Origin of the sequence: Enterobacter sp. EGD-HP1, from assembly GCF_000733275.2 — a bacterium.
Lineage (GTDB): Bacteria > Pseudomonadota > Gammaproteobacteria > Enterobacterales > Enterobacteriaceae > Enterobacter.
The window spans coordinates 350,827-373,829 of sequence record NZ_AVOP01000001.1 but is presented as its reverse complement, the minus strand read 5'-3'; the positions used below and the strand labels follow the sequence as shown (position 1 = coordinate 373,829).

The following is a 23,003-nucleotide window of genomic DNA, read 5'->3' as shown; positions in this document are numbered from 1 at the left end:
AATTATGGAAACTATTTTAGACGCACTGAAAGCAATGGGCAAAGCTACTTACCGTGAGGTTGCAGCGCGCCTGGATATCGAGCCTGTGGAAGCGCTGAACATGCTGCGCGAACAGAAAGAGCAGGTTTTATGTGATTTCTTCGATGGAGCCTGGTCAGTCGGTACCGCAAAAGAACAGGCAAAGCAGCGAGCTGTCGCGCCAGTGAATAATGCACCACGCCTGAAAGGTGAGGAACCGGCTCCTGTTGCTGCTGATATGATCCGCCGACTGCTCCGAGAAAATAGCGCAATGACCACAGCGGCGTTGGCTAGCGCAGTTCAGCGTAACGCTCGCGGAATGGTCTCAGTGATGCTGGCATTTGAGCGTCAGGGGGTTGTCGTCAAGAACGGGCAGGGGAAGGGTGTAACATGGTCTCTTCCTGAAACCGAACCTGTTGCAACTGATACGGCTAGGTATGCAAAGCCAGGAAAAACGACCGAAGAAATCATCCAAACCATACCTGCATTTACTGCAAGACCAAATGATCTAATTGTCCCGTCGCCCCGATTTATCTCAGCAGAAATCCGTCGTACAAAGGCAAATCTGACAAATCTAAAACGACTTCAGGATGCCGTTCGCCAGTTGCGCCGCCATAAAAATCTACTGGAGTTACTGACCAATTAATAAAAAAGATAATAAAGATTTTTAGTAAGAAAGAGCATTTGAATCACAAACTTAACCTTATAATAAATGTTGGTGTTCATCAAAATATGTTAAATGATAATTTTATTATATAACTTATAATAGTAGAAAATAATACCAATGAAATAACTTACCTAATTCTCGCCAGATTGTGCCTACGAATCAATTATCCATTACATTAATGGAGATAAAATAAGCCCTCTATTGGAGAGGGCTTAACACTTAAGGTAAATAGTTTTATATTAATTTTTTTATTATAGGGACATAACCTCTTTCACTTTACCTTGATTTTCGAAAAAGCGAGGCATGTGGCTTGTTGCATAATTATCATCTATATGAGATTTTATTTTCTTGAAGGTCTCGAAGATAAATGGTTTCAGGTCTGGGATGCTATCATTATGAATAACTGAGTTTTTCTCAATTAATTTTCGATATTTATTCATAACTAAAGAAATGAAAATGTACTTACCATGAATAACAATCTTTTCGTCGCGCTTTGTTTTTCTGTTTTTTTCCATGGAGCTAAGTACTTCATTCGCGGAGCGATAAATGTTTACCGTATTGATTAACATTACACAATGAACACTAGGATTAAACACCGCCTTATATAGTGGGCTGGTTATAGATTCAAAAAAACGTCCTCTATTTGATTTCAATAACGCCATATATCGAGGTGAGTTTAAATTGCAAACCAATGCAGAAAGTGCATCTTCTATTGTTATGATATTAACACTAGGGGATTTAATTGAATCTTGCTCACTTCTCTTGATTTCATAAACATATGGCTCTTCAAAAGAGAAAGACCTCTTCAACTCTATCTGGAACGGGTCCTTTGAGATGAAATCTCTAGCTGTAACTTTATTCTGGCTGTTGTTAGCTATGGTTATTGAAAGAGCGATATCTAATCCTCTACCATCTTCATTGCCATAGTCTTCAACTTTGATAAAACGGCAAGGCAATTTTACTTCAGCCAACTGATCTAAGGTGACTTCATTAGCCAAATAGGCTTTGCCAATAGTGCTAATAGTTTGAGCACCGTTAATTACATTCACATTAACTAAGTCAAATCCACCGCTCTCTCGCCTTGCTTTACCATTTCTCATTTTTGGAGTAATAGAATTAACTAATATAGTTACTCCATTATTAAAATAGTAGAACATTTCGGGACTGTCTATCAGTGTTTTCTTTATACCTTGGTTTACATCGGATAATTCACCTAATCCTCCTCGAATATTGTCTTCTAAAAGTAGATCGCCATAGGTTGCCCACCAACTAGCGACCTGATCACCAGTAATCAACCCATGAACAGCTTTCAAAGGTTCTTCTGTTACTCCATATTGAAAAATCTCAACATCAGATATATCAATATTTCCAAGAGATCTTCTACTCAAATAGTCTTTTATTTTACTTAAAGGTAGGGTCTGAATATCAATATAATCACCATCAAGATCAAAGTTAAACTCTTCCTTTCGTTGTATAATTTGTCTTTGAACATCCTCTGATAATTCATCTCTTCCACTATAAGCAAAAACAAAAAAGTATTTGTAGGAATTGTCATAGGCAATTTCTAGTGATTCTGAGAATCTTTTAAATCTTTCGTTGAAGAGATTATATTCCTCCATCAGTACATCTCTGCATGATGTTAAATAATCCGCCATATCTTGTCTGGATATTGAGCCGTTTCCAGATTGGTCAAATTTCGACTGGACTATAGTTACTTGTTTTTTATCGTGATTGACACAAACAGCATCTATACATCTATCATCGCTGCCATCGCATACTGAATCAGAACAAACATCCTCACTTAGTTCTGGATTTAATACATTTATAGCTAATGCGGCTATTGCTCTTGAGACTTTGACTACCTCTTTTGATTCTTCACTTCCACCTACATTATCCATATTTATGAATTCACCATATCTGGATAGTAATCTTTTCTTTATACCTGAAATGGTTATTTCTCTTACTCCAGCCATGGCTCAAATCCTCTTACATTGAAGGTATGTGTAAAAAATTATCATATAATCAAGTGATAGATAATTATACGGCAGAATGTGACCGTTGTGTCTATCCTAGAATTGGTAGATTTAAACCCATACTTTAACATGTTAGTTATTATGTAATCTACAAAAGTAGATGTTTTTTAACTTGATATGCTTGGCCTTAAGGATCTTCATCCATGTTACCGTAGAAGAGCTTTCCAATCTTGATAAGTGGTCTGCCTTGAGATTTACGATGCTGGTTGGTGTCACGAAGAGAGTACACACAGCCACAATATTCTTGCTGGTAGAACTGCTCCCGTTTACTGATCTCAATCATGCGCGCGGAGCCACCTTGTTTGCGCCAGTTGTAGTCCCAGTAAACCATTCCCGGATAGTGCGCAGCAGCTCTTTGCCCACAATCATTGATTTGCTGCATGTTCTTCCATCTTGAGATCCCCAGCGAACTACTGATAACACTAAACCCATTTTCAGCGGCGTAGAGGGCGGTCCGTTCGAAACGCATATCGAAGCACATTGTGCAGCGGATACCGCGCTCTGGCTCCCATTCCATCCCCTTAGCTCGCTCAAACCAGTTATCAGTGTCGTAGTCAGCGTCAACAAAGGGTACGCCGTGTTTCTCAGCAAAACGAATGTTCTCCTCCTTACGAATGAGATATTCCTTCTGCGGATGAATATTCGGATTGTAGAAGAATACGGTGTATTCGATACCTGATGCCTGAATAGCTTCCATAACCTCACCTGAGCAGGGAGCACAACATGAGTGCAGCAATAACTTGTTGGCACCGCCCGGGAGTTCAAGTTGGGGTCTTTCAGTTTTAGTGGTCATCATTAGCACTTATTTTTGAAGATAAAATACCTGCTGCAATAGTAGCATTGAAAGGGCGGTAGAAAAAAATGCATGTCACTCAGTATGTGAAGAAACCTATCTAGTTATTGCTGTTGGATATGGAGTGCAGAAAAGGCACTTCTTGCGCATCTTCGATGGTTAGAGCCCTGCTAAGCGTCTTACTGACCCAGGTCTATGTATCGCGTTAAGATGATGATATTTCTGATGATACATAAATCCTCCTGTCTGATTTCTTTTTAAACAGTTAGTTTTCCCTATTAGCATTTCGTGCGGTTATGACGTTGATCAAACTTATGCATCGGTGTACTGTATAAATGTACAGTTATCGTGCGAGGGGGAGAAATCATGGGTTTTCCATCACCAGCAGCAGATTACACAGAGCAGTCACTCAGTATTACCAGCATCTGTGGCTATGACGCCAATTGCCGCACACTAGAAACGTCGGCTGGTTATGCGATCGTTAACGTTGCCAAACAACCTTCCGTGGGTGACTCGGTACTGATTTCCTTCTGCGGAAAAATGGACATTGTGACAGTTCAGGGAAAAGCACTCATCACACAGGAGGGAGAGGCCATTGAAGGTGATTCACTGGACGATGCGAAGGTAATCGGGGTTGTCACATTCCTTCTGAACCGTGTTTCAGTGACTGATAACTTACCGGTTATTTAGGAAGCCTGGTCTGTTCCCTGTGTTTGAATGCCGATCGGTTAGACAGAACAATTAAACGAAATTGCTCTTTCTAACCTATTAGACGTTTGGTTAGCGGAACCCTTAATGAAATCAGCATGCAGGGAGAAAAGGACCGCCCCCGCAAGGGGAAAGCCATTTTAGGGATGTGTCCATGAAATTGAATGAATTTGCCGCCGGTCTCACCAAAGACGGACTGCTTGTTTTATGTCTTAACGATGGTGAAATTACCGATTACCTGGTGACCAGTAATGCCTTGCGCACACTGATTCGCCGGGAAGGTGATAGGCTTTCATCCCAGGTTCTGGGTGATGAAGACCGGGTTGTAAACCTAAACTCCTTGCGAGAGGACCTTAAGGTTCTCAAGTCGTAAGTGTTGATTTATAATAATCAAATGGGCTGAACACCCTCTGATTACTGCGCCAACCTGAGGAATCAAAATGGCGCAGAGCATTACCCAAAGTCACTCACACCGTACGTTCGTGCACGGTGTTTCTGCTTGTGCTGGTGGTCCAGCATGAAGAAAGCAGATAGCCTCCATCTTTCGCGTGTGGCCGCATTGGGCTGCATCGTGTGCAGAAATCTGCAGTTGGGCGAAACGCCTGCTGAAATTCACCATCTCCGAACCGGGCAGGGCACAAGCCAGCGCGCTGACCATCGAAAATCAATTCCCCTGTGCCATATGCACCATCGCAACGGCGGTTATGGTGTGGCGATTCATGCTGGTCGTAAGCAATGGGAGAAAAACTTCGGTACCGAGTTGCAGTTGCTGGAGCAGGTCCAGTTAGAGCTGGGAGTGTTCTATGCCTAAATACATCATCACCCCAGTCGGAAAACCCCGCATGACTCGCCGCGATAAATGGAAACAGCGCCCGCCAGTGTTGCGCTATCGCATGTTTTGCGATGAAGCCCGCGTGCATGGAATCAGGGTGCCGGAGAGCGGCGCCCATATAACCTTCGTTTTGCCGATGCCGCCGAGCTGGAGCAAGAAAAAGCGCGATGCTATGGACGGCCAGCCCCATCAACAAAAGCCCGATCTGGACAACTTAAAAAAATCTCTTTTGGACGCCTTGTTTGAGGATGACTCCCACATTTGGGACGCCCGGACATCAAAAGTGTGGGGCGAAACCGGAATGATAATTATCGAGGATATTAGATGAAACTATCGTTACCACTTAACAATTTTTATCGAAAGGACAGGTATATCATTTACATCATGGAGGCAGACGGGAATGCGTGATATCAAGATGGTACTTGTACTCTGGGGGGGATGGGCTGCGAGCGATAGCTCTGGTGTCGATTACTCAAGCATAGCAGCTGGCTTTAAAGGGCTTATTACTGAAACTTGCAAATCTCGACCCTCATGTTCTGATAATGATGCCCTGATCATTGAAGGCTGCCTGGCGCGGCTAAAAAAGAAAAAACCATATGAGTATTCTTTACTAGTAGCTCATTACTTGTACGGCATTTCTAAGCGAAAAATAGCGAAAGCACGCAAGAAGGATGAGAAGCTTATTCGCATCGAAATTCAAATGGCTGAGGGTTTTATAGATGGATGTCTTTCTATGTTAGATGTTAAACTTGAAATGGAATATTAAAATCATATGTGCCCTAATCGATACTGGGCACATAGTCTTTGTTACTTATCCTTTTGGTTTTTTTTTCTCGAATAGAGATGTGTTGTTTTTGTGGCTCAGTAACTCTAGAAGCTGATTGCAATATTTTGCTGCGCCGTCTGGTTCCGGAAAGAGAGATGCCGGATGAATGTTCATTAATTTTAATGAAGATAGTATTTTCATTCTTTCTGATTCGTTAATAGATATTTTCATTAAATAGGGTGCATCATCCGGTAAGTTGTCTTTTACCCAATCTGGGATGCTAAAATTGATGGGTTGTTTTGTAAATAACCCACTTTGGGAAATTAATCTAGGATTTTTATCAGAAATGGGTTCGACAATTCTGAATTGTTTGTTTTCTTCCTTTCCTTCATTGAATTTATTCATGGCATTTAATACTGTGCCCGAAAGGTTAAGTGCCCATACACTGCGATAACCCGAATCTGATATGTTATAATCCTCGAAAGCAAAATATAATGCCACAAACAGAGATCGAGTCCAATCCAATAATGGTGTGGCGAGGCCATAATGCTGCCCTAAAGCCCATAATTCATCGATATTACTAATATGATCCTTGTCTATATCTGAGCGGCCACGTAAGGATAACGCAAAGTTTTGCAATACAAAATCATACGTACTATCTAAATTTATTTCTTCTGGTTTTATTCTCTTTAGATGTCTGTCTAGAGAAGTTTCTAGCGTCCAACTAGAGCAACGCTGCCCCCTAAAAATGAAACCCATATCATCAGCAAAGTATGTGGCCAGTTCCCAAATTTCCGACCAACTCTTCACCGTATACTCAAAAAGAGGATTAATTGGTTTGTTCATACATTTACCTAAAAAAAGATTTACGCGGTCCGCATTTTAACATGTATTCTGATAAGGTTGGTCACCACGACACGACGCTTATCATATCAAAACCTCGCTTCCGCGGGGTTTTTTGCCTTCTGCGCCACGCTCGGCGCAATTCAACCACAGAGCCTTTCAGGGGTGAGCCATAGGAAACGGTCGGTGTGGCTGTCTTTGTGGGGGTGATCATTCCTGAGTGCTGGCTCAGACTCTGCAATTTCCGCAGGATCAGGTCCTGTGACCGAAAAACTGCGCTGTTTCCACTGGGATGCACCCGGCACCATGACAACAACAATACAAATTTCAAATTCCTTGAGAGCCTGCCGTAAAAAGCAGGCCTTTTTTATGGTTTTGTAAACTGCTGCTACGCTTTGAGTTGTGGGATGTGCCTACCTCTCCGGTGGTTTTCCTGAGCCTATAGTGAATAAGCCGATACAGCTTCACTCCTGAGCATAGGTCTCACTCACACCTACCTTATAAATAGTCAACTCATTAGCCCGCCTTCAAAAGCGGGCTTTTTTTATTCCCAAAACAGCACCCGCATAGAGCGAGGTGAGAGACGATGAAAATGAATGATTCAGGGAACATCTTCACGCAGTTCTTCGCGTGGGTAGCAGCTCTGGCGTCTGCCATTGGATTTACCACTCAGGATCTGGTGTTCATGTTCTTTGGCGCTGCTGGTCTGCTTATCTCGCTTGCCTCCTACATCAACGGAAGGGTGGATGCACATCGCAGGCGTAAAGAAGACGAGAAGCGAACAAAAATGGTCAATGACTACCTGAAAGGGGTCGGTGATAAACCTCTTCACGAACGTCCGGCTGCGGCAAGCGTGGTTGTCGAGGCATTACAAAAGGAAGGTGAGTGATGGGAACCAGAGCAAAACTGAGTGCTACTGTTCTGGGATTGGTACTCGCTGGTGCGCCTGCATCCGTCATTCTCGATCAGTTTCTGAATGAGAAAGAGGGTAACAGCCTCACGGCGTACAAAGATGGCAGTGGTATCTGGACTATTTGCCGCGGCGCCACGATGGTTGATGGTAAAGCTGTAGTGCAGGGCATGAAGCTGACACAGGCGAAATGCGACCAGGTAAACGCCATCGAACGGGATAAAGCGCTTGCGTGGGTTGAACGCAATATTGACATTCCACTAAGCGCACCACAGAAGGCTGGGATTGCTTCCTTTTGCCCATATAACATCGGACCGGGGAAATGTTTCCCTTCCACTTTCTATAAGCGCATTAATGCTGGCGACCGGAAAGGGGCTTGTGAAGCTATCCTCTGGTGGATTAAAGACGGTGGCCGTGATTGTAGCCTGACCAAAGGCCAAAAAAATGGCTGCTATGGTCAGGTTGAACGGCGTGATCAGGAAAGCGCGCTGACGTGCTGGGGGATAGACCAGTGAATAGCGCCGTAAAAATACTACTGACTGGCGGCCTGTTAGTAGTTATCGCTGCCTTAGCCATTCTGCTGTTGTTAAGCCGTTCCGACCTGGCGATAGCTGAGCGAGACGCGAAGGTGCTGCGCAGTGACAACACATTACAGGGGAAGGTAATCGCCACTCAGGCTTTCAACTTCTCTCGCTTTAATCAGGTTGCAGAGGAAACAGGGCGGTTAAATTCCCTGATTGACTACCACACCGATGATAACGTTATCGAATACCGCGAGATTCTCAGACGTGAAAAAACATGTGATTTGCCTGTGCCTGCTTCTGTCGCTGCCGGGCTGCTCGAATACACGAACCGTCTACGTGCCGGGGCAGTGCACGCCGATACCGGCAGCCCTGACGAATCCGATACTGGTACCGCTGCCGCCGGAAAGCTGACGTATTGCCAGGCTGTTTTGTGGATCAATCCGTTGCTGGCTGCCATCGATAAGGCAAATAACCAGTTGAATGGGATCAGAAAGATAGAACGAGAGCGGCGAAACGAGGGGTAGATAGTACCCCTCGGAAGGATTACTTATTGTCAGTTTTTTGAATATTCACGCTGAGAACACAGCCATTGCCGTGAAAATCAGCATCATTCCAACCGATCTTTTTGGCTTCGTCCTTAAACCAATTTTTGACGTTATCGGTCACACGCTCACGATCGTCATTATTTTCTTGGTTGTATAAGTTAAGAACTCGCTCGCTATCAACAATGGTGCTTGGGTTGTTGATGGAACGGTCATCTGGGTCTGGAAATTGAAACTTAGGCATAACAATCCTTATTAAAAAAAGGGGATCTAAGTTATCGGCTGTATGTCGAAAAACTTTATATGTGTGATCGAGTAGATGACTACCCAAACACAACCAAAACCTCAACTGTTCTGTGAGTCTATTAATTTGATCTCCATCACAAAACCCAGACGGTTTGCTGTGAGCCTTGACTGTTCGCTCTGCACTAGTACTCAACGTTATCTCCGGTAGTTAGATATCAGATTTTGGTTATGAAAAATGTTAATTAGAAAGATGTGAATGATTTTCATTTCCATGGGTCCTCCCGTCAGGGTTGCATACCACGGGGCGGCGCGCTCGCGGGAAACGGCTAGTTTTTCGGAATCAGGGTCATCATCATCATGTGCGCAGGTCTTTGATTTAATTAGAGGCCATTTTCGCAAGATGTCGAATCGTTCAAAAAGTGTTCACCATCATGGACCAGGAAATTGCCACTTTAAAACTCAATATCAATCAGCTGGCAGGGATAACCGGCGTACACCGTCAGACGGTTGCCGCGAGACTGAAAAATGTTGAACCTGCTTCAGGCAGCAACAGCAAGTTAAAGCTCTATCTGGTGACCGACATTCTGACCGAACTGATGATCCCTACCGTTTCGGCCAACATCGATGATATGCCCCCCTCTGACAGGCTGTCCCACTGGAAAGCAGAGAATGAGAGGCTGAAGTTCGAACAGGATACGGGGCAGTTAATACCCGCAGATGAAGTGGCGCGAGAATTCTCATTGATGGCGAAAGCCGTCGTCATGGTACTTGAAACCCTCCCGGATGTGCTCGAGCGCGACTGTGCTTTAACGCCTGCTGCGGTAGTTCGTGTGCAAAGCGTTATTGATGATCTGCGCGACCAGATGGCGGAGAGGGTGCAGGACGCTGAAAAAGAGGAGGAAGAGCCTGAGGAGGACTGATGGCAAAGCGGGCATCCGCCAGGGACATCCGCCGCGATGTCTCCGGTATTTTACGAGCCCCGCGTCGTATGCCGGTGGCCGATGCGGTCAGTACTTATATGCGCGTGCCAATGGGGGCGGGAAACTCAGTTCCATGGGATCCGGATCTGGCACCCTATGTGATTGAGCCGATGAACTGCCTGGCATCGCGTGAATACGATGCGGTGGTGTTTGTGGGCCCGGCGCGAACGGGTAAAACCATCGGGCTGATTGACGGCTGGATTGTTTATAACATTGTCTGCGATCCGGCAGATATGCTTGTGATTCAGGTATCTGAGGAAAAAGCTCGCGAGCATTCCAAAAAACGCCTGGACCGTACTTTTCGCTGTAGCCCTGAAGTTAAAACCCGGCTAAACCCAAGACGTAACGATAACAACGTCTACGACCGTACATTCCGCGCCGGTAACTATCTGAAGCTTGGCTGGCCATCCGTCAATATCATGTCGTCCTCGGACTATAAGAGTGTGGCGCTGACGGATTATGACCGCTTTCCGGAAGATATCGACGGGGAGGGGGATGCTTTTTCACTGGCATCGAAGCGTACCACGACATTCATGTCCTCCGGGATGACGCTGGTTGAAAGCTCGCCCGGGAGGGATATCAGAGACACAAAATGGCGGCGTTCCACGCCCCATGAAGCCCCTCCGACCACCGGAATTTTATCGCTCTATAACCGTGGTGACCGCCGTCGTCTTTACTGGCCATGCCCGCATTGCGGCGAATATTTCCAGCCGGAAATGGACAATATGACCGGGTACCGCGACAGCAGCGATCCTGTGCTTGCCAGCGAAGCGGCTTTTCTACAGTGCCCGGCCTGTAAAGGCAGGATCACACCGGACATGAAGCGTGCGCTTAACATGAAATGTGTCTGGCTCCGGGACGGGCAAACCATCGACAGGAAAGGCCAGGTTAGCGGTGATGGCCGTCGTTCCCGTATTGCCTCCTTCTGGATGGAAGGTCCGGCAGCTGCTTACCAGACCTGGGCGCAGCTTATTTATAAGTTCCTGACCGCCGAGCAGGAATATGAATCCACGCGCAGCGAAGAAACCCTGAAGACGGTGATCAACACCGATTTCGGCAGGCCCTATTTGCCGCGGGCCAGCATGGAGCAGCGTAAAAGTGAATTGCTCGAGCAGCGTGCCGAAGAAGTCCCAAAACGTTCGGTACCCGATGGCGTGCAGTTTCTCACTGCGACCGTGGACGTGCAGGCCGGGCGCAACCGGCGCTTTGTTGTGCAGATTACGGGTTATGGAAGTATGGGTGAGCGCTGGATAGTTGACCGTTACAACATCCGGCATTCGCTGCGCTGCGACGGCAACGGGGAAAGCATTCAGGTGGATCCGGCGAGCTATCCGGAGGACTGGGATCTTTTACTCACCGACGTCTTTGATAAAACGTGGCCACTCGCAGCTGACCCGTCAAAGGGCATGCGGCTGATGTCGATGGCCGTGGACTCAGGGGGTGAAGATGGCGTGACGGATAATGCCTACAAATTCTGGCGCAGATGTCGCCGTGAGGGGCTGGGTAAGCGTATCTATCTCTTCAAAGGGGACAGCGTCAGGCGCAGCAAACTTATCCAGCGAACGTTTCCCGACAACACGGGCAGATCAACGCGCCGCGCACAGGCGACGGGTGATGTGCCTCTTTATCTTCTCCAGACCGATGCCCTTAAAGACCGGGTGAATAATGCGCTGTGGCGTGATTCACCCGGCCCTGGCTATGTGCATTTCCCCGCCTGGCTGGGCAGCTGGTTCTATGACGAACTGACGTATGAGGAACGCTCGAATGAAGGGAAATGGAGTAAGCCCGGCCGGGGCGCAAACGAAGCATTTGACCTGCTCGTTTATGCCGACGCGCTCGCCATCCTTAGTGGTTACGAAAAAATCAAATGGCCGTCAGCTCCTGAGTGGGCACGGCGGGAAACGTGGATCGAGGACACGCAGACGGAAACTGGCGAAATGCCATCCCCGCCGCCTGCGCCGAAATCTAAATCAAAACCAAAACGTGAGAAGCCCGTAACCGAGCAGGCTAATCCGTGGTCTTCGTCAGGAGGTTGGGTGTGAATCCAGCAGATATTCAAAACATGATCGACCGCTACGCTGCAGCCGAGCTGTCTGTTCTGGAGGGGAAATCAATCACTTTCAACGGGCAGCAGATGACGCTCGAAAACCTGTCGGAAATCAGAAAAGGCCGTCAGGAATGGGAGCGACGACTGGCTACGCTCAATAACAAACGCCGCGGGCGACCCGGCTACAGGCTGGCGAGGTTTGGATGAGTTTTTTAGATGATGCGATAGGCCTGTTTTCACCAGGCTGGAAAGCCTCACGCCTGCGTGCCCGCGCAGTTATTAAGGCGTATGAGGCGGTAAAGCAAACGCGTACCCACAAAGCCCAGAAGGAAAATCGTTCAGCCGATCAGCTCAGCCAGATGGGGGCGGTTTCACTGAGGCAGCAGGCGCGCTGGCTGGACAACAACCACGATCTGGTGATTGGCGTTTTCGACAAGCTGGAAGAAAGGGTGGTGGGTGCGAAGGGCATCATAGTTGAACCGCATCCGATGCTGACTAACGGGAACATAGCTAAAAAGCTGGCCACTGATATCCGCAGAAAGTGGGGCGAATGGTCCGTAAGACCCGATGTTACAACCCAGTTTACCCGCCCCATGCTGGAGCGGCTAATGCTGCGAACGTGGCTCCGGGACGGTGAGGTATTTGCTCAGCTGGTTCGCGGTACCGGAAATGGTCTTCAGCCGGTTGCTGGCGTGCCGTTCTGGCTGGAAGCGCTGGAGCCGGACTTCGTGCCGATGAACAGCGATGCCGCCACCCAGCTCAATCAGGGCGTTTTTGTCGATAACTGGGGGCGCCCGAAAAAATATCAGGTCTATAAAAGCCTGCCAGTATCCGGGCGTCAGTTCGATACCAAAGAGATAGATGCAGAAAACATGCTTCATCTCAAATTCACACGACGCTTGCACCAGACCCGCGGAACGTCTCTATTGTCAGGTGTTCTGATGCGTCTGAGCGCGCTGAAAGAGTACGAGGACTCGGAGCTTACCGCTGCCAGAATTGCTGCCGCACTCGGCATGTATATCAAAAAAGGCGACGGACAGAGCTTCGAGTCTGATTCCGGCAGCGATGACCGCGAGCTGATGATTCAGCCCGGTATGCTCTATGACGAGCTGCAGGCCGGGGAAGAGATCGGGATGATTAAATCGGATCGCCCGAACCCTAACCTCGAGTCGTTTCGTAACGGACAGCTGCGTGCCGTGTCCGCCGGCAGTCGCCTCAGCTTTTCCAGCACATCCAGAAACTACAACGGAACGTACAGTGCCCAGCGGCAGGAGCTTGTCGAGTCAACCGACGGATATCTGATTCTTCAGGACTGGTTCATCGGTTCAGTGACCCGGCCCATGTACCGGGCCTGGCTGAAGATGGCTATTGCTGCCGGAGAAATCAAGCTGCCGAGAGGCATCGATATGGACTCGCTTTATAACGCGGTTTATTCGGGGCCCGTTATGCCGTGGATTGATCCCGTTAAAGAAGCGAATGCTTGGAAAACGCAGATCCGCGGCGGAGCTGCTACTGAATCCGACTGGATACGTGCCAGCGGTCGCAACCCGGATGATGTTAAGTCACGCCGTAAAGCGGAGGTTGACGAGAACCGTGAACAGGGCCTGGTGTTTGACACCGACCCCGCCAATGATAAAGGAGGCACCAGTGCCGAAGCCAAAGAACCGGGCGCGCCACCGTCCGAAAGCCAGCGCAAAAAGTAATTCGTGGTTCCGCATGCAGGCCAGCAATAACAGCGAAGCCGACATTTTTATTTATGACGAAATCGGGTACTGGGGTGTAACGGCGAAACAGTTCGTTAATGATCTCCGGGCACTTGGGGACGTCACCCACATCAACCTTTATATCAACTCCCCCGGTGGTGATGTCTTCGACGGTATTGCTATTTATAACGCGCTGAAGCATCACGGCGCGGCGATTACCGTGCATATCGACGGTCTGGCGGCCTCCATGGCCTCGGTGATTGCGATGGTAGGCAATCCGGTCATCATGCCTGAAAACACGATGATGATGATCCATTATCCTTCACACTACCTCATGGGGACGCATGAAGAACCGGATTCATTCATTAACTCATTGTTAATTATGAAGAAGAAAAGAATGTTGTTTGCATTGCTTTTCTACTGTTTTTCGGCGTTGCAGTTGAGTGTGTATTGCAATGTGTATTGCAGAATGAGGTTTTATGGCGGGCGAGAACAAGTTAAGCGACAAGGCGTTAAAAGCCTTACATGGTAAACCGCAGCCACGTCAAAAGATGGTGGCAGATGGCCGTGGACTGTCTGTCAGAGTGAGCATGAGTGGCACAGTGAGCTTTGTTTATTTCTTCAGACATTCAGGCCGACAAAGCGCCCCCGTCTGGATGACGTTAGGCAAGTATCCAGATATGACGCTTAAACAAGCCAGAGAGAAAAGGGATGAGTGCCGGGCTTGGTTATCACAGGGGCTAGATCCACGGATAGAGAACAAACTCACCAAAGAGAACCTGTTCACTCCAGTAACTGTGAAGAACGCTATCGATTACTGGTTTGATAACTATGCCAGGGAAAAGCGCAAAGAGACTGTGCGGCTCTATCGTCGTTATGAGAGATACATCTTTCCCTACATCGGCGGGTTTCCTGTCGAAAAATGCGGTCTGTCAGACTGGATCAAGTGCTTCGACCGCATAAAGAAAATCGCGCCGGTTCAGTCTGCTGCAATGCTGATTGAGTTAAAGCAGATCTTCAAATACTGCCGGGTGCGCCAGTATGTGCGGTGCAATGTGCTGGATGATTTGAGCCCTAGTTATATCGGTAAGTATCAGAACAAGAGAGAGCGGCTACTTGAGGAAAGCTACGTCGCCGATCTGTGGGGAGTGTACTTTCATGGTAAAGGCAAAACCCGTGTAATGAATTACAAAAAAAGGATGGCGATTTTGTGTCTCGTGTTTGGTTGCAGGCTGAGTGAGGCGCGTTTATCTACATGGGATGAGTGGGATTTCGAAAAGTGGATTTGGACAGTACCTAAAGAGCACAGTAAAAACGGCGAAGAAATTATTCGCCCCGTTCCTCAAAAAATGCGCCAGTGGATCGTAAACCTGCACGAAGAGACTAAAAGGAGAGGCTACATACTTGGCGAACTGAAATCTGATTCAACCGTCAGTACGATGGGATGCACAAACTTTATCTCTCTGAAACATGAAAAACGCTGGTCATTACATGATTTGAGACGAACGTTCTCGACAAGCCTTAACGATATGGGCGTTGATTTTATGGTCGTAGAGCAGCTGCTGGGGCATACCATAAAGGGCGTGGCCGGAATCTATAACCGCAGCAAGTATATCCCTCAAAAGCAAGAAGCACTGGACCGATGGGTTGACTACCTTGATGGGCTGGTGGGTGAAGAAAATACAGTAAAAGTAATTAAGAAAAGGAGTGCCTGATATGGCTATGTTATCCGTTGTGAAAAAAGAAGATCTCCAGTACATGCCTGACCTTGACAGAATGATTCGCGAACCTGAATGCCGGGCTATGACTACGTTGTCTAACTCAACGCGCTGGCGCATGGAACAGGAAGGAAAATTTCCTAAGCGAATCAAAATTGGGCCGTCAGCAGTTGCTTACCGACTCTCTGAGGTGCAAGCTTGGATTAAAGGGAAGTGGCAGATTGACTAACCACAAGATGATAATTAAAGTTTAATATCAGCATTTTTTCAATTATAAAGGGAATAGAATGGATCTTTGCCACTATACGAGTTTATTCGGCTTTCAAGGTATTATTCAAAGTAACGTCCTCTGGGCAACACACAACATGTTTCTCAATGATAAGTCAGAGTTTCTTCATGGTATCGAGTGTGCTTCTAAAGCAGCATCTATTCTCGAAAGTGATATTATGGATCCTGGGTGGCAGGAGTATGTTAAGCATTATATAAAATATAAAGATAAATATAGTGCTTCGAATGCTTTTTCATTAAGTTTTTGTAAGGAAGATAGCGATAAGCTAAGTCAGTGGAGGGGGTATGGTGGAGGACAACAAGGTGTATGTATAGTCTTCGATAAAGACGAATTGATTAATCATTTAAATAAAACAAATGAAGTTTCTTTTAGTGCCGAAGGCGAGGTTTTTAAGGGAGGTAAATACAGTTTTTCTTTTGACGATGTCGAATATGTAAATCCTGAAGAACCACACCTATTCATAAAGGCAATGGAAGAAGTGTGGACAAATACAAAGTCTCTTGTGCCTAACATTGGGATTGAAATAACTGTAGTTCCATTCATTTTAGATCTACTTGTTTCTTATTTTAAACACCCTGGTTTTAAAGAGGAAAATGAGTTTAGGATCATAGTTCATAAATTTTATGGTGATGAATCGCTAAAGTTTAGAGTTGGTAATAATTCATTAATCCCATATGTCGAGGTCGGTGATAGTGAAAAAAAATTGCCTATTAAGAAAATAGTTTTGGGTCCTAGTAGAGATCCTGATTTATTATATAGATCAGTTAAAATGTTTCTCAAAAAATATGATGTGAGCTGTGATATTGATTTTACAGGAATACCGTATAAAATATGATTTGAATTTTTGTGTCTATTTTTATATGGTATTAATTCATAGGCTGAAAGTGGAGGTTCCAAATAATTTCAGCCTGCTTAATTCAACTCCAAACAAGAACTTCTTGTTTTAGAGACGTAAAAAATATATTTCGTTTAACGGTGGTGGTGGATCATTATTTAGCAATTTCCTTATCCATTTTGCGCTGTCGTCGCTTGATTTCACTTTTGGCAGCTGTAACCAGAAACCCAGCGGTGCTTTCACCATCTTCTCTTAGTCGCTCTATATCTTCCATTACTTCATGGGGGATCCTTACCGTAGTCATTTGCGACTTTCCGTTCTTTGCACCAGTTGCCATTACTGAAACTCCTTGTGTTGGGTGTATTTCAGTATATGCAAAAAAAAGTGAGAAAAAAAGGCTTGAGGTGTATTTCACTTTGGGCTAGTTTGAAAGGAAAGGTGAAATACACCTAGAAGTGCGAAGCCCGGAAGTGCGCCAACACTAACCGGGCTTCTAACCACAAACCGTTAACTGGAGTAACGTCTATGGCTGGAACACAGCATACCCAAACTCACCCCAAATTTACATGGCTATTCCTTGGCACGCCGAGAGGTCACTCCTGTCTCCCGGTAGTTCTTCGCACCGTTGCAGACACTGAAGACACTGCTCGTGCAAAGTTCTGCGGCTGGGACTTAACCTTTGCCGCCAAAATCCGGACCGAAAGCCCGCTCTCAGTGTCGTTTATGGATCCTGAGAATCGTACCCTATGGAGCATTCTGGGTAGCGATTCTTACGGTGCAGAAACTGTATCAACGGAGGTGGGCCATGCATAAGTCCGACTTACCCGCAGATTACGAGATCCGCGTACTGGTGACGGTTAAAAACGGTCAGGTTACAGAGCGCCGCCTTCGTTCGAATGAAATCGTGGCCACACCGGAAGGTTTTATCCAGGCAGTTCGTCAGGCTGCTGATGCATACGGTTTAACGGCTACCGACAAGGAATAAATTCATGATTAAAAAATTCAATCAGGTTCAGCCTGAGGGCATCGCTCAACCAAAAATCGAGCTTAACAGTCGCTGGAAAGATTCTCGCGGAGAAAAAATTACAGTCACATGCGTAACGGATAGCCGTATTACGTATGTCCGGGATGGGTATTCACATGAGTGTATTTTTTCTGAGTACCGGTTCCGAAAAGAATTTATTTATCTCCCTGAGGAAAGCCGGGAGTGGCAGGAGACCGTAAAAGAAAACGTGCGTAAAAAAATCGCTGCTCTGCGCTCTTCTCTGCCGCTGAGTGTTGGATCTGACGGATGGGATAAGGGGCTGAAATGAAAAACGCACCGAATCTGAAAAAACTGCCAAAGGACAAATTTACTGAGGCGATTATTTTTGCGGGGGCTGACGCCTGGACACATGCGAAAGACTGGCAGGAAAATAACACTGCCGGCGACGATATCCCGCCGATCACAATCGGGCCAAAACAGCTTGCCGAGCTGGAGAACGTCACGATTATCGACGACGACCGGAGATTTGTACGCATTTACCGCGCCGGGGAGCTGAGCGAAGCGCAAATTACCAGAATCGCTACCTGCCTTGCGCTTGCCGGGGTAAAGGAGGCGCGTTTTTATTCCGAGTCGAAAGAGCTTCTGGAGAACTGGACGCCTCGCCTGGAAGGGTTGAAAGCGGAAGCCGAACGCGGGGAAAGCGTGGTGGTGAAATTACCTGTCAGCGCGCACAAAGAGAAGGTGGCACCGGCCCTTAACCAGATGGGCGCCAGCCAGCGCGGTGAAATATTGCTGGCGTACTACGACGACAACCTGGCGGTACATTCAGATTCTGACACCGTGCACCACTACAACGGCGTGGTATGGCTCCCGCTGACGGATAAAGAGCTGCAGCGACAAATGGCTCAGATTTTTATTGATGCGGAGGTGGCCTACTCGCAGAACGCGATCAAATCTGCAGTCGATACGATGAAGTTAGGCCTCCCGGTTATGGGCGTTACGGCGCGTAATCTTATCGGCTTCAGCAATGGTGTTTTTGATACCCGGAAAGGCGAATTTCGCGCGAATGACCCGGAGGACTGGCTGATAGTGGCAAGTGATCTACCGTTCAGCGAACCCGCTGCTGGTGAGACGCTGGCGAACCATGCACCTAACTTCTGGAAGTGGTTACGCCGTTCAGTGGCCAACAGCGACCACAAAACGGATCGGGTGCTGGCGGCGCTGTTTATGGTGCTGGCCAACCGCTATGACTGGCAGCTGTTTCTGGAGGTCACCGGGCCAGGTGGTAGCGGTAAAAGCGTCATGGCGGAGATCTGCACCATGCTTGCGGGAAAAGCCAATACAGTATCGGCCAGTATGGCCGCGCTGGAGAATCCGCGTGAAAGGGCGCTGGTAGTGGGTTATTCGCTGATTATTCTGCCGGACATGACCCGTTATGCAGGAGACGGGGCCGGGATTAAAGCCATAACGGGCGGCGATAAGGTTTCCATCGACCCGAAACACAAACCGCCATATTCAACGCGTATTCCTGCCGTGGTGCTGGCCGTCAACAACAACGCTATGTCGTTCAGCGACCGGAGCGGGGGGATCTCCCGTCGCCGGGTGATATTCAACTTCACGGAGGTGGTGCCGGAAAACGAACGTGATCCGATGCTGGCCGAAAAGATAGAGGGGGAGCTGGCGGTTATTATCCGGCACCTGATTAAGCGCTTTGCTGACCAGAACGAGGCCAAACGGCTTTTGCATGAACAGCAGAAATCAGAAGAGGCGCTGGCCATAAAGCGCGAAGGTGATTCGCTGGTGGATTTCTGCGGCTATCTTATGGCCTCCAGCGTGTGCGATGGCATGTTGATTGGTAACGCGGGGATTATGCCGTTCAGCCCGAGGCGTTATCTCTACCACGCCTATCTGGAATACATGCGCTCCAACGGACTGACTAAACCCGTTTCGCTCACCCGGTTCGGTACCGACATGCCAGGTGCTATGGCTGAGTACGGCAAGGAGTATCTGAAGAGGAAGACCAAGCAGGGTTTACGTTCAAACGTGAATCTTCATAACGATTCAGAAGAGTGGTTACCAAGATGCAATGAATCACTCGGTACAAACGGGGAAAATCAAAAGTAATAGATAAAGTGTTCACCACTATTCACCCATCCAAAAATCTATTGAATAACAATGAATTAAGGGGTGAGCACTTATTTATAAACTATTCACCAACTATTCATCTGTTCACCTTTTTGATTATTTTTTAGTCACATGGTGAACGGTTAGGGTGAACAGTTGTGAATACTTAAAATGAAACTCATCACCACTTAACTATATGTATTTATTAGTGAAAAATGAAAATGTGAACAGGTGAACACTTAAAAGCATTTTTTATAATTTTACCTCTTACAAATTGATCTAGTTCTTGATTTAAAATGAGTCATACACGATAAGATGCTTTAAATAGCGCTAAACATGGTCATCGTAGTTCACTTGGAGGAAGATATGACGCCACTGTTTACACCTGACTGCGTCTTGGTTGGATGGATAAAAGATAATTCGCATATATTTGGCACATCCATGGAGTGGTTAGCATTCATAAAAAATGGGCAAGTATGGTCAGTTAAAAACAGAAAATGGCTTGGTCCGTTCAATGGCGGATGTGTTCTCGATAGAGAAGGAAAGGTTGTTGCCTTTTCACCTAATATGCCGGTTAAAGGTTCTACACGTCCAATCACCCCTGTATCGCCGGTTATGCCTGTGACACCTGTGACACCAGTTCGTCCTGTTAATCCTGTAAGACCTGTTAAGCCGGTTACTCCTGTTGGTGGATGGTCGAGTTTGCAATGGTGGACATGGATAAATCAGTAAAAGCTAAGTTGGAACAAAGAATAGCCGGGATTAATCCCGGTTTTTTTGTAACATAAAATGGTAAATCTGTTTTTTAGATAAATATAGATTTACTTACCACTTTTGGTGATCAATCATTGTGGCCTGTTTACTTATACAGTAGAGGACACCATGAGTGACATTAACGATTTAAACACTGGCGAGAGCAAAGGCGGCTCTGTACATCTGGACGCGCAGACCGTTTTACGCCTTAAGCAATACCGTAACGATCATCTGAAAAATCTTCCTGGCCAGCCATTGCCCGGTGTGGCACAGATAGTCCGGCACGCCGTCAATGCATGGCTTGATGAAAATGGCTTCGCTGTAGCGGAAGGTGAAAAATGAAAGGCTGGTACACCATTAAAGCGGCCAGCGATGGCACCAGTGCCAATATCAGCATCTACGAAGAGATCGGCGGCTGGGGTATTACGGCGCAGCAGTTCTCCGAAGACCTGAAAGCCCTAGGCGATATCTCCCATATCAGCCTGCATATTCATTCACCCGGTGGCGATGTTTTCGACGGCATCGCTATCTACAACCTTCTGAACAAACACCCGGCAAAAGTTACGGTGCAGATCGACGGTCTGGCCGCCTCAATGGCGTCAGTTATTGCGATGGCCGGCGACCGAATCGTTATGCCGGAAAACGCCCTCATGATGATCCACAAGCCGTGGGGAATCTCTGGCGGTAACGCTAACGATATGCGCGACTATGCGGAACTGCTGGATAAGGTTGAGAGCGTTCTTATCCCTGCGTATGCCCGCAAAACGGGTAAATCAGCCGAATCGCTGGCGGTGATGCTGGAGGATGAAACCTGGATGGATGGCCGTGAATGTGTGGCCCAGGGCTTCGCCGATGAGCTATTACCGGCTGTCAGCGCAATGGCCTGTATTGAATCGAAACGAATTGAGGATTTTGAGCATATGCCAAAAGAAATTAAAGGGATGATCACCAGCCCGAAAGGTTCCACCAGTAGCGCTGTACCGGAACAGAACCGCATCAACGGGATTAAGGATCTGTTTGCCATGTTCGGCGGCAAGCATGATTCTCTCAAGATGCAGTGTCTGGAGGATGTGGATTGCACGCCTGAAAAAGCAAAAGACATGCTGCTGACGGCACTGGGTAAGACTTCGACCCCATCGGATAAAACCAGTAACGCGCACATTTACGCAGGTAACGGCAACATTACCGGCGATGCTATCCGCCAGGGGCTTTTTGCCCGTCTGGGTCACGAACGCGCCGAAAGGGGAAACCCTTACGCCATGATGAGTCTGTTTGAAATGGCGCAGGCTTCGCTGGTGGATCGTGGTATCAGCGTCAGTGGTTTCGGGAATCGCTCGCAGATTGTGAACCTGGCATTTACACACAGCACCAGTGATTTCTCTCATATCCTGGCTGGTGGTGCTGAAAAGTCGGTGCTGACTGGCTGGCAGAACAGCGGGGAAACTTTCCAGCAGTGGACAAAGACCGGTTCTCTGTCGAATTTCCATGAGGCTAAACGTGTCGGTCTGAATGGTTTTTCAGAACTGGATAAAGTCCCGGAAGGTGCTGAATATAAATATGTCACCACCAGCGACAGCGGTGTGCCGATCGCGCTGGCCACCTACGGAAACATCTTCTCTGTTACCCGTCAGGCGATTATCAACGATGACCTGAGCCAGCTCACGACCATCCCACAGGCAATGGGGCGTGCCGCCGCACGAACGGTTGGCAATCTGGTCTACCTGCAACTGACCGCCAACAGCAAATTCACAGATGGTAAAGCGTTGTTCCACGCCGACCATAAAAACCTCATCGCTAAAGGGATGGATACAGACGGACTCAATGAGGCCCGTAAGGCCATGCGCCTACAGGAGGATGCGAACGGCGACCCTATCAACGTCATTCCTGCCTATATTCTCGTACCGGCGGCGCTGGAAGGGCAGGCAAATCGAGCCGTGCTCTCCTCCTCTTCACTGTTCCCGGTAGACCAGAGTGGCACGCTGAATCAAAACCCCGGCATTATTAACGTCGTGAAGGATATGGCGCAGGTAGTGGTTGAGCCGCGACTGGACAAGGCCAACAACAAGGAGTGGTACGTCACTGCAGCGCAAGGCACCGACACTATCGAGGTGGCATATCTGGATGGAATGGACGTGCCGTATCTGGAGCAGCAAGAGGGCTTCACCGTGGACGGTATTGCATGGAAGGTGCGTATCGATGCTGGCGTGGCGGCGCTGGATTATCGGGGCATGGTGAAGTCGAGCGGGGCGGCATGACGACAGGAGGGCGGCAGATGCTGCCCTTTTTTAAAAGGTACTCCCGGCGGGGATGCCTGCCACGGGGCGGCGGCATCGCGGGAAACGGCTAGTTTTTTGATTTCAATGACATCATCATCATGCGCTAACTGTCTGATATTGAATATATAAAAAAACGCAACAGTTATAAAGATGATGATTTGTATGTTTTTTGTTCACCATCAGGAGGTGCTTTGCTACAAGTAAAACTAACAATCAGCGAGCTTGCATGGGTTACGGGAGTTCATCGTCAAACAGTTTCGAAACGTTTGAAAAATCTTAAGCCACTGCCGGGGAGTAATTCAAAAAGAAAGATATATGATCTCCGATGCGCATTGCCTTTGATATTTATCAAAGACACTTGAAAAACTTTTTAAGTTTTTTAGGTTGATGATATGCAAAGAAGATAGCTGG

The 23,003-nt window shown here is 47.3% G+C and carries 29 protein-coding genes and 1 pseudogene; 25 read left to right on the top strand and 5 right to left on the bottom strand.

The window, feature by feature from the left end; all coding sequences use genetic code 11:
* Positions 1-4: 4 nt before the first annotated feature.
* A complete protein-coding gene (locus N037_RS01850; protein ID WP_032638566.1) occupies positions 5-664 on the top strand; it encodes a DUF1627 domain-containing protein in 660 nt (219 codons plus the stop codon).
* A gap of 272 nt (positions 665-936) precedes the next feature.
* Here the strand turns inward: N037_RS01850 and N037_RS01845 are convergent, their stop codons facing one another.
* Together N037_RS01845 and N037_RS01840 are read right to left on the bottom strand one after the other, a co-directional pair.
* Complete coding sequence (locus N037_RS01845; protein WP_082440879.1) at positions 937-2,658, bottom strand: AIPR family protein; 1,722 nt, start codon at positions 2,656-2,658, stop codon at positions 937-939.
* A gap of 187 nt (positions 2,659-2,845) precedes the next feature.
* Positions 2,846-3,514: an epoxyqueuosine reductase QueH gene (locus N037_RS01840; protein ID WP_069601930.1), complete on the bottom strand. Its 669-nt coding sequence runs from the start codon at positions 3,512-3,514 to the stop codon at positions 2,846-2,848.
* Positions 3,515-3,877: 363 nt separating this feature from the next.
* Here N037_RS01840 and N037_RS24540 point away from each other — a divergent pair, with 363 nt between their 5' ends.
* The 5 genes from N037_RS24540 (at position 3,878) to N037_RS01815 (ending at position 5,817) form a co-directional block, all read left to right on the top strand.
* On the top strand, positions 3,878-4,201 hold the full coding sequence (locus tag N037_RS24540) for a hypothetical protein (RefSeq protein WP_032638559.1): 324 nt from the start codon (positions 3,878-3,880) through the stop codon (positions 4,199-4,201).
* A 172-nt stretch (positions 4,202-4,373) separates the two neighbouring features.
* On the top strand, positions 4,374-4,592 hold the full coding sequence (locus tag N037_RS01830; RefSeq protein ID WP_032638557.1) for a hypothetical protein: 219 nt from the start codon (positions 4,374-4,376) through the stop codon (positions 4,590-4,592).
* A gap of 144 nt (positions 4,593-4,736) precedes the next feature.
* The gene (locus N037_RS01825) at positions 4,737-5,030 is read left to right on the top strand and encodes a Ref family recombination enhancement nuclease (RefSeq protein ID WP_032638555.1); all 294 of its coding nucleotides are present in this window, start codon (positions 4,737-4,739) and stop codon (positions 5,028-5,030) included.
* Positions 5,023-5,379 carry a RusA family crossover junction endodeoxyribonuclease gene (locus tag N037_RS01820; protein WP_032638553.1) on the top strand — a complete coding sequence of 119 codons (357 nt, stop codon included), beginning with the start codon at positions 5,023-5,025 and terminating at the stop codon, positions 5,377-5,379. The genes N037_RS01825 and N037_RS01820 overlap by 8 nt, the downstream gene beginning before the upstream one ends.
* Before the next feature lie 72 nt (positions 5,380-5,451).
* Entirely contained in the window at positions 5,452-5,817 is a 366-nt protein-coding gene (locus tag N037_RS01815) for an antiterminator Q family protein (RefSeq protein ID WP_032638550.1), read from the top strand.
* A gap of 45 nt (positions 5,818-5,862) precedes the next feature.
* Here N037_RS01815 and N037_RS01810 read toward each other — a convergent pair whose 3' ends face one another.
* Entirely contained in the window at positions 5,863-6,663 is an 801-nt protein-coding gene (locus N037_RS01810; RefSeq protein ID WP_032638548.1) for an FRG domain-containing protein, read from the bottom strand.
* Positions 6,664-7,246: 583 nt separating this feature from the next.
* On the opposite strand from N037_RS01810, the gene N037_RS01805 reads away from it, so the two are divergent.
* Genes N037_RS01805 through N037_RS01795 form a run of 3 tightly spaced genes read left to right on the top strand, consistent with a single transcriptional unit; the run spans position 7,247 to position 8,618 of the window.
* Positions 7,247-7,549, top strand: coding sequence for a hypothetical protein (locus tag N037_RS01805; RefSeq protein ID WP_048338962.1), 303 nt, complete (start codon positions 7,247-7,249; stop codon positions 7,547-7,549).
* On the top strand, positions 7,549-8,085 hold the full coding sequence (locus N037_RS01800; protein WP_032638546.1) for a lysozyme: 537 nt from the start codon (positions 7,549-7,551) through the stop codon (positions 8,083-8,085). The genes N037_RS01805 and N037_RS01800 overlap by 1 nt, the downstream gene beginning before the upstream one ends.
* Positions 8,082-8,618 carry a hypothetical protein gene (locus tag N037_RS01795; RefSeq protein WP_231686664.1) on the top strand — a complete coding sequence of 179 codons (537 nt, stop codon included), beginning with the start codon at positions 8,082-8,084 and terminating at the stop codon, positions 8,616-8,618. The genes N037_RS01800 and N037_RS01795 overlap by 4 nt, the downstream gene beginning before the upstream one ends.
* A gap of 19 nt (positions 8,619-8,637) precedes the next feature.
* Here the strand turns inward: N037_RS01795 and N037_RS01790 are convergent, their stop codons facing one another.
* On the bottom strand, positions 8,638-8,880 hold the full coding sequence (locus tag N037_RS01790; RefSeq protein ID WP_032638543.1) for a hypothetical protein: 243 nt from the start codon (positions 8,878-8,880) through the stop codon (positions 8,638-8,640).
* 433 nt (positions 8,881-9,313) lie between these two features.
* Between N037_RS01790 and N037_RS01785 the strand changes: the two genes are divergently transcribed.
* The 8 genes from N037_RS01785 to N037_RS01750 are packed head-to-tail and all read left to right on the top strand — an operon-like array spanning position 9,314 to position 16,454.
* Positions 9,314-9,802, top strand: coding sequence for a DUF1441 family protein (locus N037_RS01785; RefSeq protein WP_032638541.1), 489 nt, complete (start codon positions 9,314-9,316; stop codon positions 9,800-9,802).
* A complete protein-coding gene (locus N037_RS01780) occupies positions 9,802-11,904 on the top strand; it encodes a phage terminase large subunit family protein (protein WP_032638539.1) in 2,103 nt (700 codons plus the stop codon). Before N037_RS01785 ends, N037_RS01780 begins: the two co-directional genes overlap by 1 nt.
* The gene (locus tag N037_RS01775; RefSeq protein WP_001704123.1) at positions 11,901-12,116 is read left to right on the top strand and encodes a hypothetical protein; all 216 of its coding nucleotides are present in this window, start codon (positions 11,901-11,903) and stop codon (positions 12,114-12,116) included. Before N037_RS01780 ends, N037_RS01775 begins: the two co-directional genes overlap by 4 nt.
* Entirely contained in the window at positions 12,113-13,612 is a 1,500-nt protein-coding gene (locus tag N037_RS01770) for a phage portal protein (RefSeq protein ID WP_032638537.1), read from the top strand. The genes N037_RS01775 and N037_RS01770 overlap by 4 nt, the downstream gene beginning before the upstream one ends.
* Positions 13,557-14,144 carry a head maturation protease, ClpP-related gene (locus tag N037_RS25140; protein ID WP_231686663.1) on the top strand — a complete coding sequence of 196 codons (588 nt, stop codon included), beginning with the start codon at positions 13,557-13,559 and terminating at the stop codon, positions 14,142-14,144. The genes N037_RS01770 and N037_RS25140 overlap by 56 nt, the downstream gene beginning before the upstream one ends.
* Positions 14,092-15,327 carry a tyrosine-type recombinase/integrase gene (locus N037_RS01760; protein WP_032638531.1) on the top strand — a complete coding sequence of 412 codons (1,236 nt, stop codon included), beginning with the start codon at positions 14,092-14,094 and terminating at the stop codon, positions 15,325-15,327. The genes N037_RS25140 and N037_RS01760 overlap by 53 nt, the downstream gene beginning before the upstream one ends.
* A gap of 1 nt (position 15,328) precedes the next feature.
* A complete protein-coding gene (locus N037_RS01755; RefSeq protein WP_032638530.1) occupies positions 15,329-15,559 on the top strand; it encodes a helix-turn-helix transcriptional regulator in 231 nt (76 codons plus the stop codon).
* Positions 15,560-15,617: 58 nt separating this feature from the next.
* Positions 15,618-16,454, top strand: coding sequence for a DUF2971 domain-containing protein (locus N037_RS01750; RefSeq protein ID WP_032638528.1), 837 nt, complete (start codon positions 15,618-15,620; stop codon positions 16,452-16,454).
* Between the two features lie 154 nt (positions 16,455-16,608).
* On the opposite strand, the gene N037_RS25015 is transcribed toward N037_RS01750, so the two are convergent.
* Positions 16,609-16,791, bottom strand: coding sequence for a YlcI/YnfO family protein (locus N037_RS25015; protein ID WP_032638526.1), 183 nt, complete (start codon positions 16,789-16,791; stop codon positions 16,609-16,611).
* Positions 16,792-16,979: 188 nt separating this feature from the next.
* Here N037_RS25015 and N037_RS23355 point away from each other — a divergent pair, with 188 nt between their 5' ends.
* The 8 genes and pseudogenes from N037_RS23355 to N037_RS25350 form a co-directional block, all read left to right on the top strand.
* Positions 16,980-17,267, top strand: coding sequence for a host cell division inhibitor Icd-like protein (locus N037_RS23355; RefSeq protein ID WP_072163842.1), 288 nt, complete (start codon positions 16,980-16,982; stop codon positions 17,265-17,267).
* Positions 17,260-17,439 carry a hypothetical protein gene (locus N037_RS01740; protein ID WP_032638524.1) on the top strand — a complete coding sequence of 60 codons (180 nt, stop codon included), beginning with the start codon at positions 17,260-17,262 and terminating at the stop codon, positions 17,437-17,439. The genes N037_RS23355 and N037_RS01740 overlap by 8 nt, the downstream gene beginning before the upstream one ends.
* Positions 17,440-17,443: 4 nt before the next feature.
* Positions 17,444-17,767, top strand: a complete 324-nt coding sequence (locus N037_RS01735; RefSeq protein ID WP_032638521.1) for a DUF4222 domain-containing protein — start codon at positions 17,444-17,446, stop codon at positions 17,765-17,767.
* Positions 17,764-19,563, top strand: coding sequence for a DNA primase family protein (locus tag N037_RS01730; protein ID WP_032638519.1), 1,800 nt, complete (start codon positions 17,764-17,766; stop codon positions 19,561-19,563). Before N037_RS01735 ends, N037_RS01730 begins: the two co-directional genes overlap by 4 nt.
* A 366-nt stretch (positions 19,564-19,929) precedes the next feature.
* Positions 19,930-20,295, top strand: a complete 366-nt coding sequence (locus N037_RS24760; RefSeq protein ID WP_156369698.1) for a 4-fold beta flower protein — start codon at positions 19,930-19,932, stop codon at positions 20,293-20,295.
* Between the two features lie 150 nt (positions 20,296-20,445).
* A complete protein-coding gene (locus tag N037_RS01725) occupies positions 20,446-20,658 on the top strand; it encodes a hypothetical protein (protein ID WP_032638516.1) in 213 nt (70 codons plus the stop codon).
* Positions 20,655-22,571: a ClpP-like prohead protease/major capsid protein fusion protein gene (locus N037_RS01720; protein ID WP_032638514.1), complete on the top strand. Its 1,917-nt coding sequence runs from the start codon at positions 20,655-20,657 to the stop codon at positions 22,569-22,571. The genes N037_RS01725 and N037_RS01720 overlap by 4 nt, the downstream gene beginning before the upstream one ends.
* 212 nt (positions 22,572-22,783) lie before the next feature.
* Positions 22,784-22,909 (top strand): annotated as a pseudogene (locus tag N037_RS25350) (DUF1441 family protein); the annotation flags it as partial.
* Between the last annotated feature and the right edge of the window lie 94 nt (positions 22,910-23,003).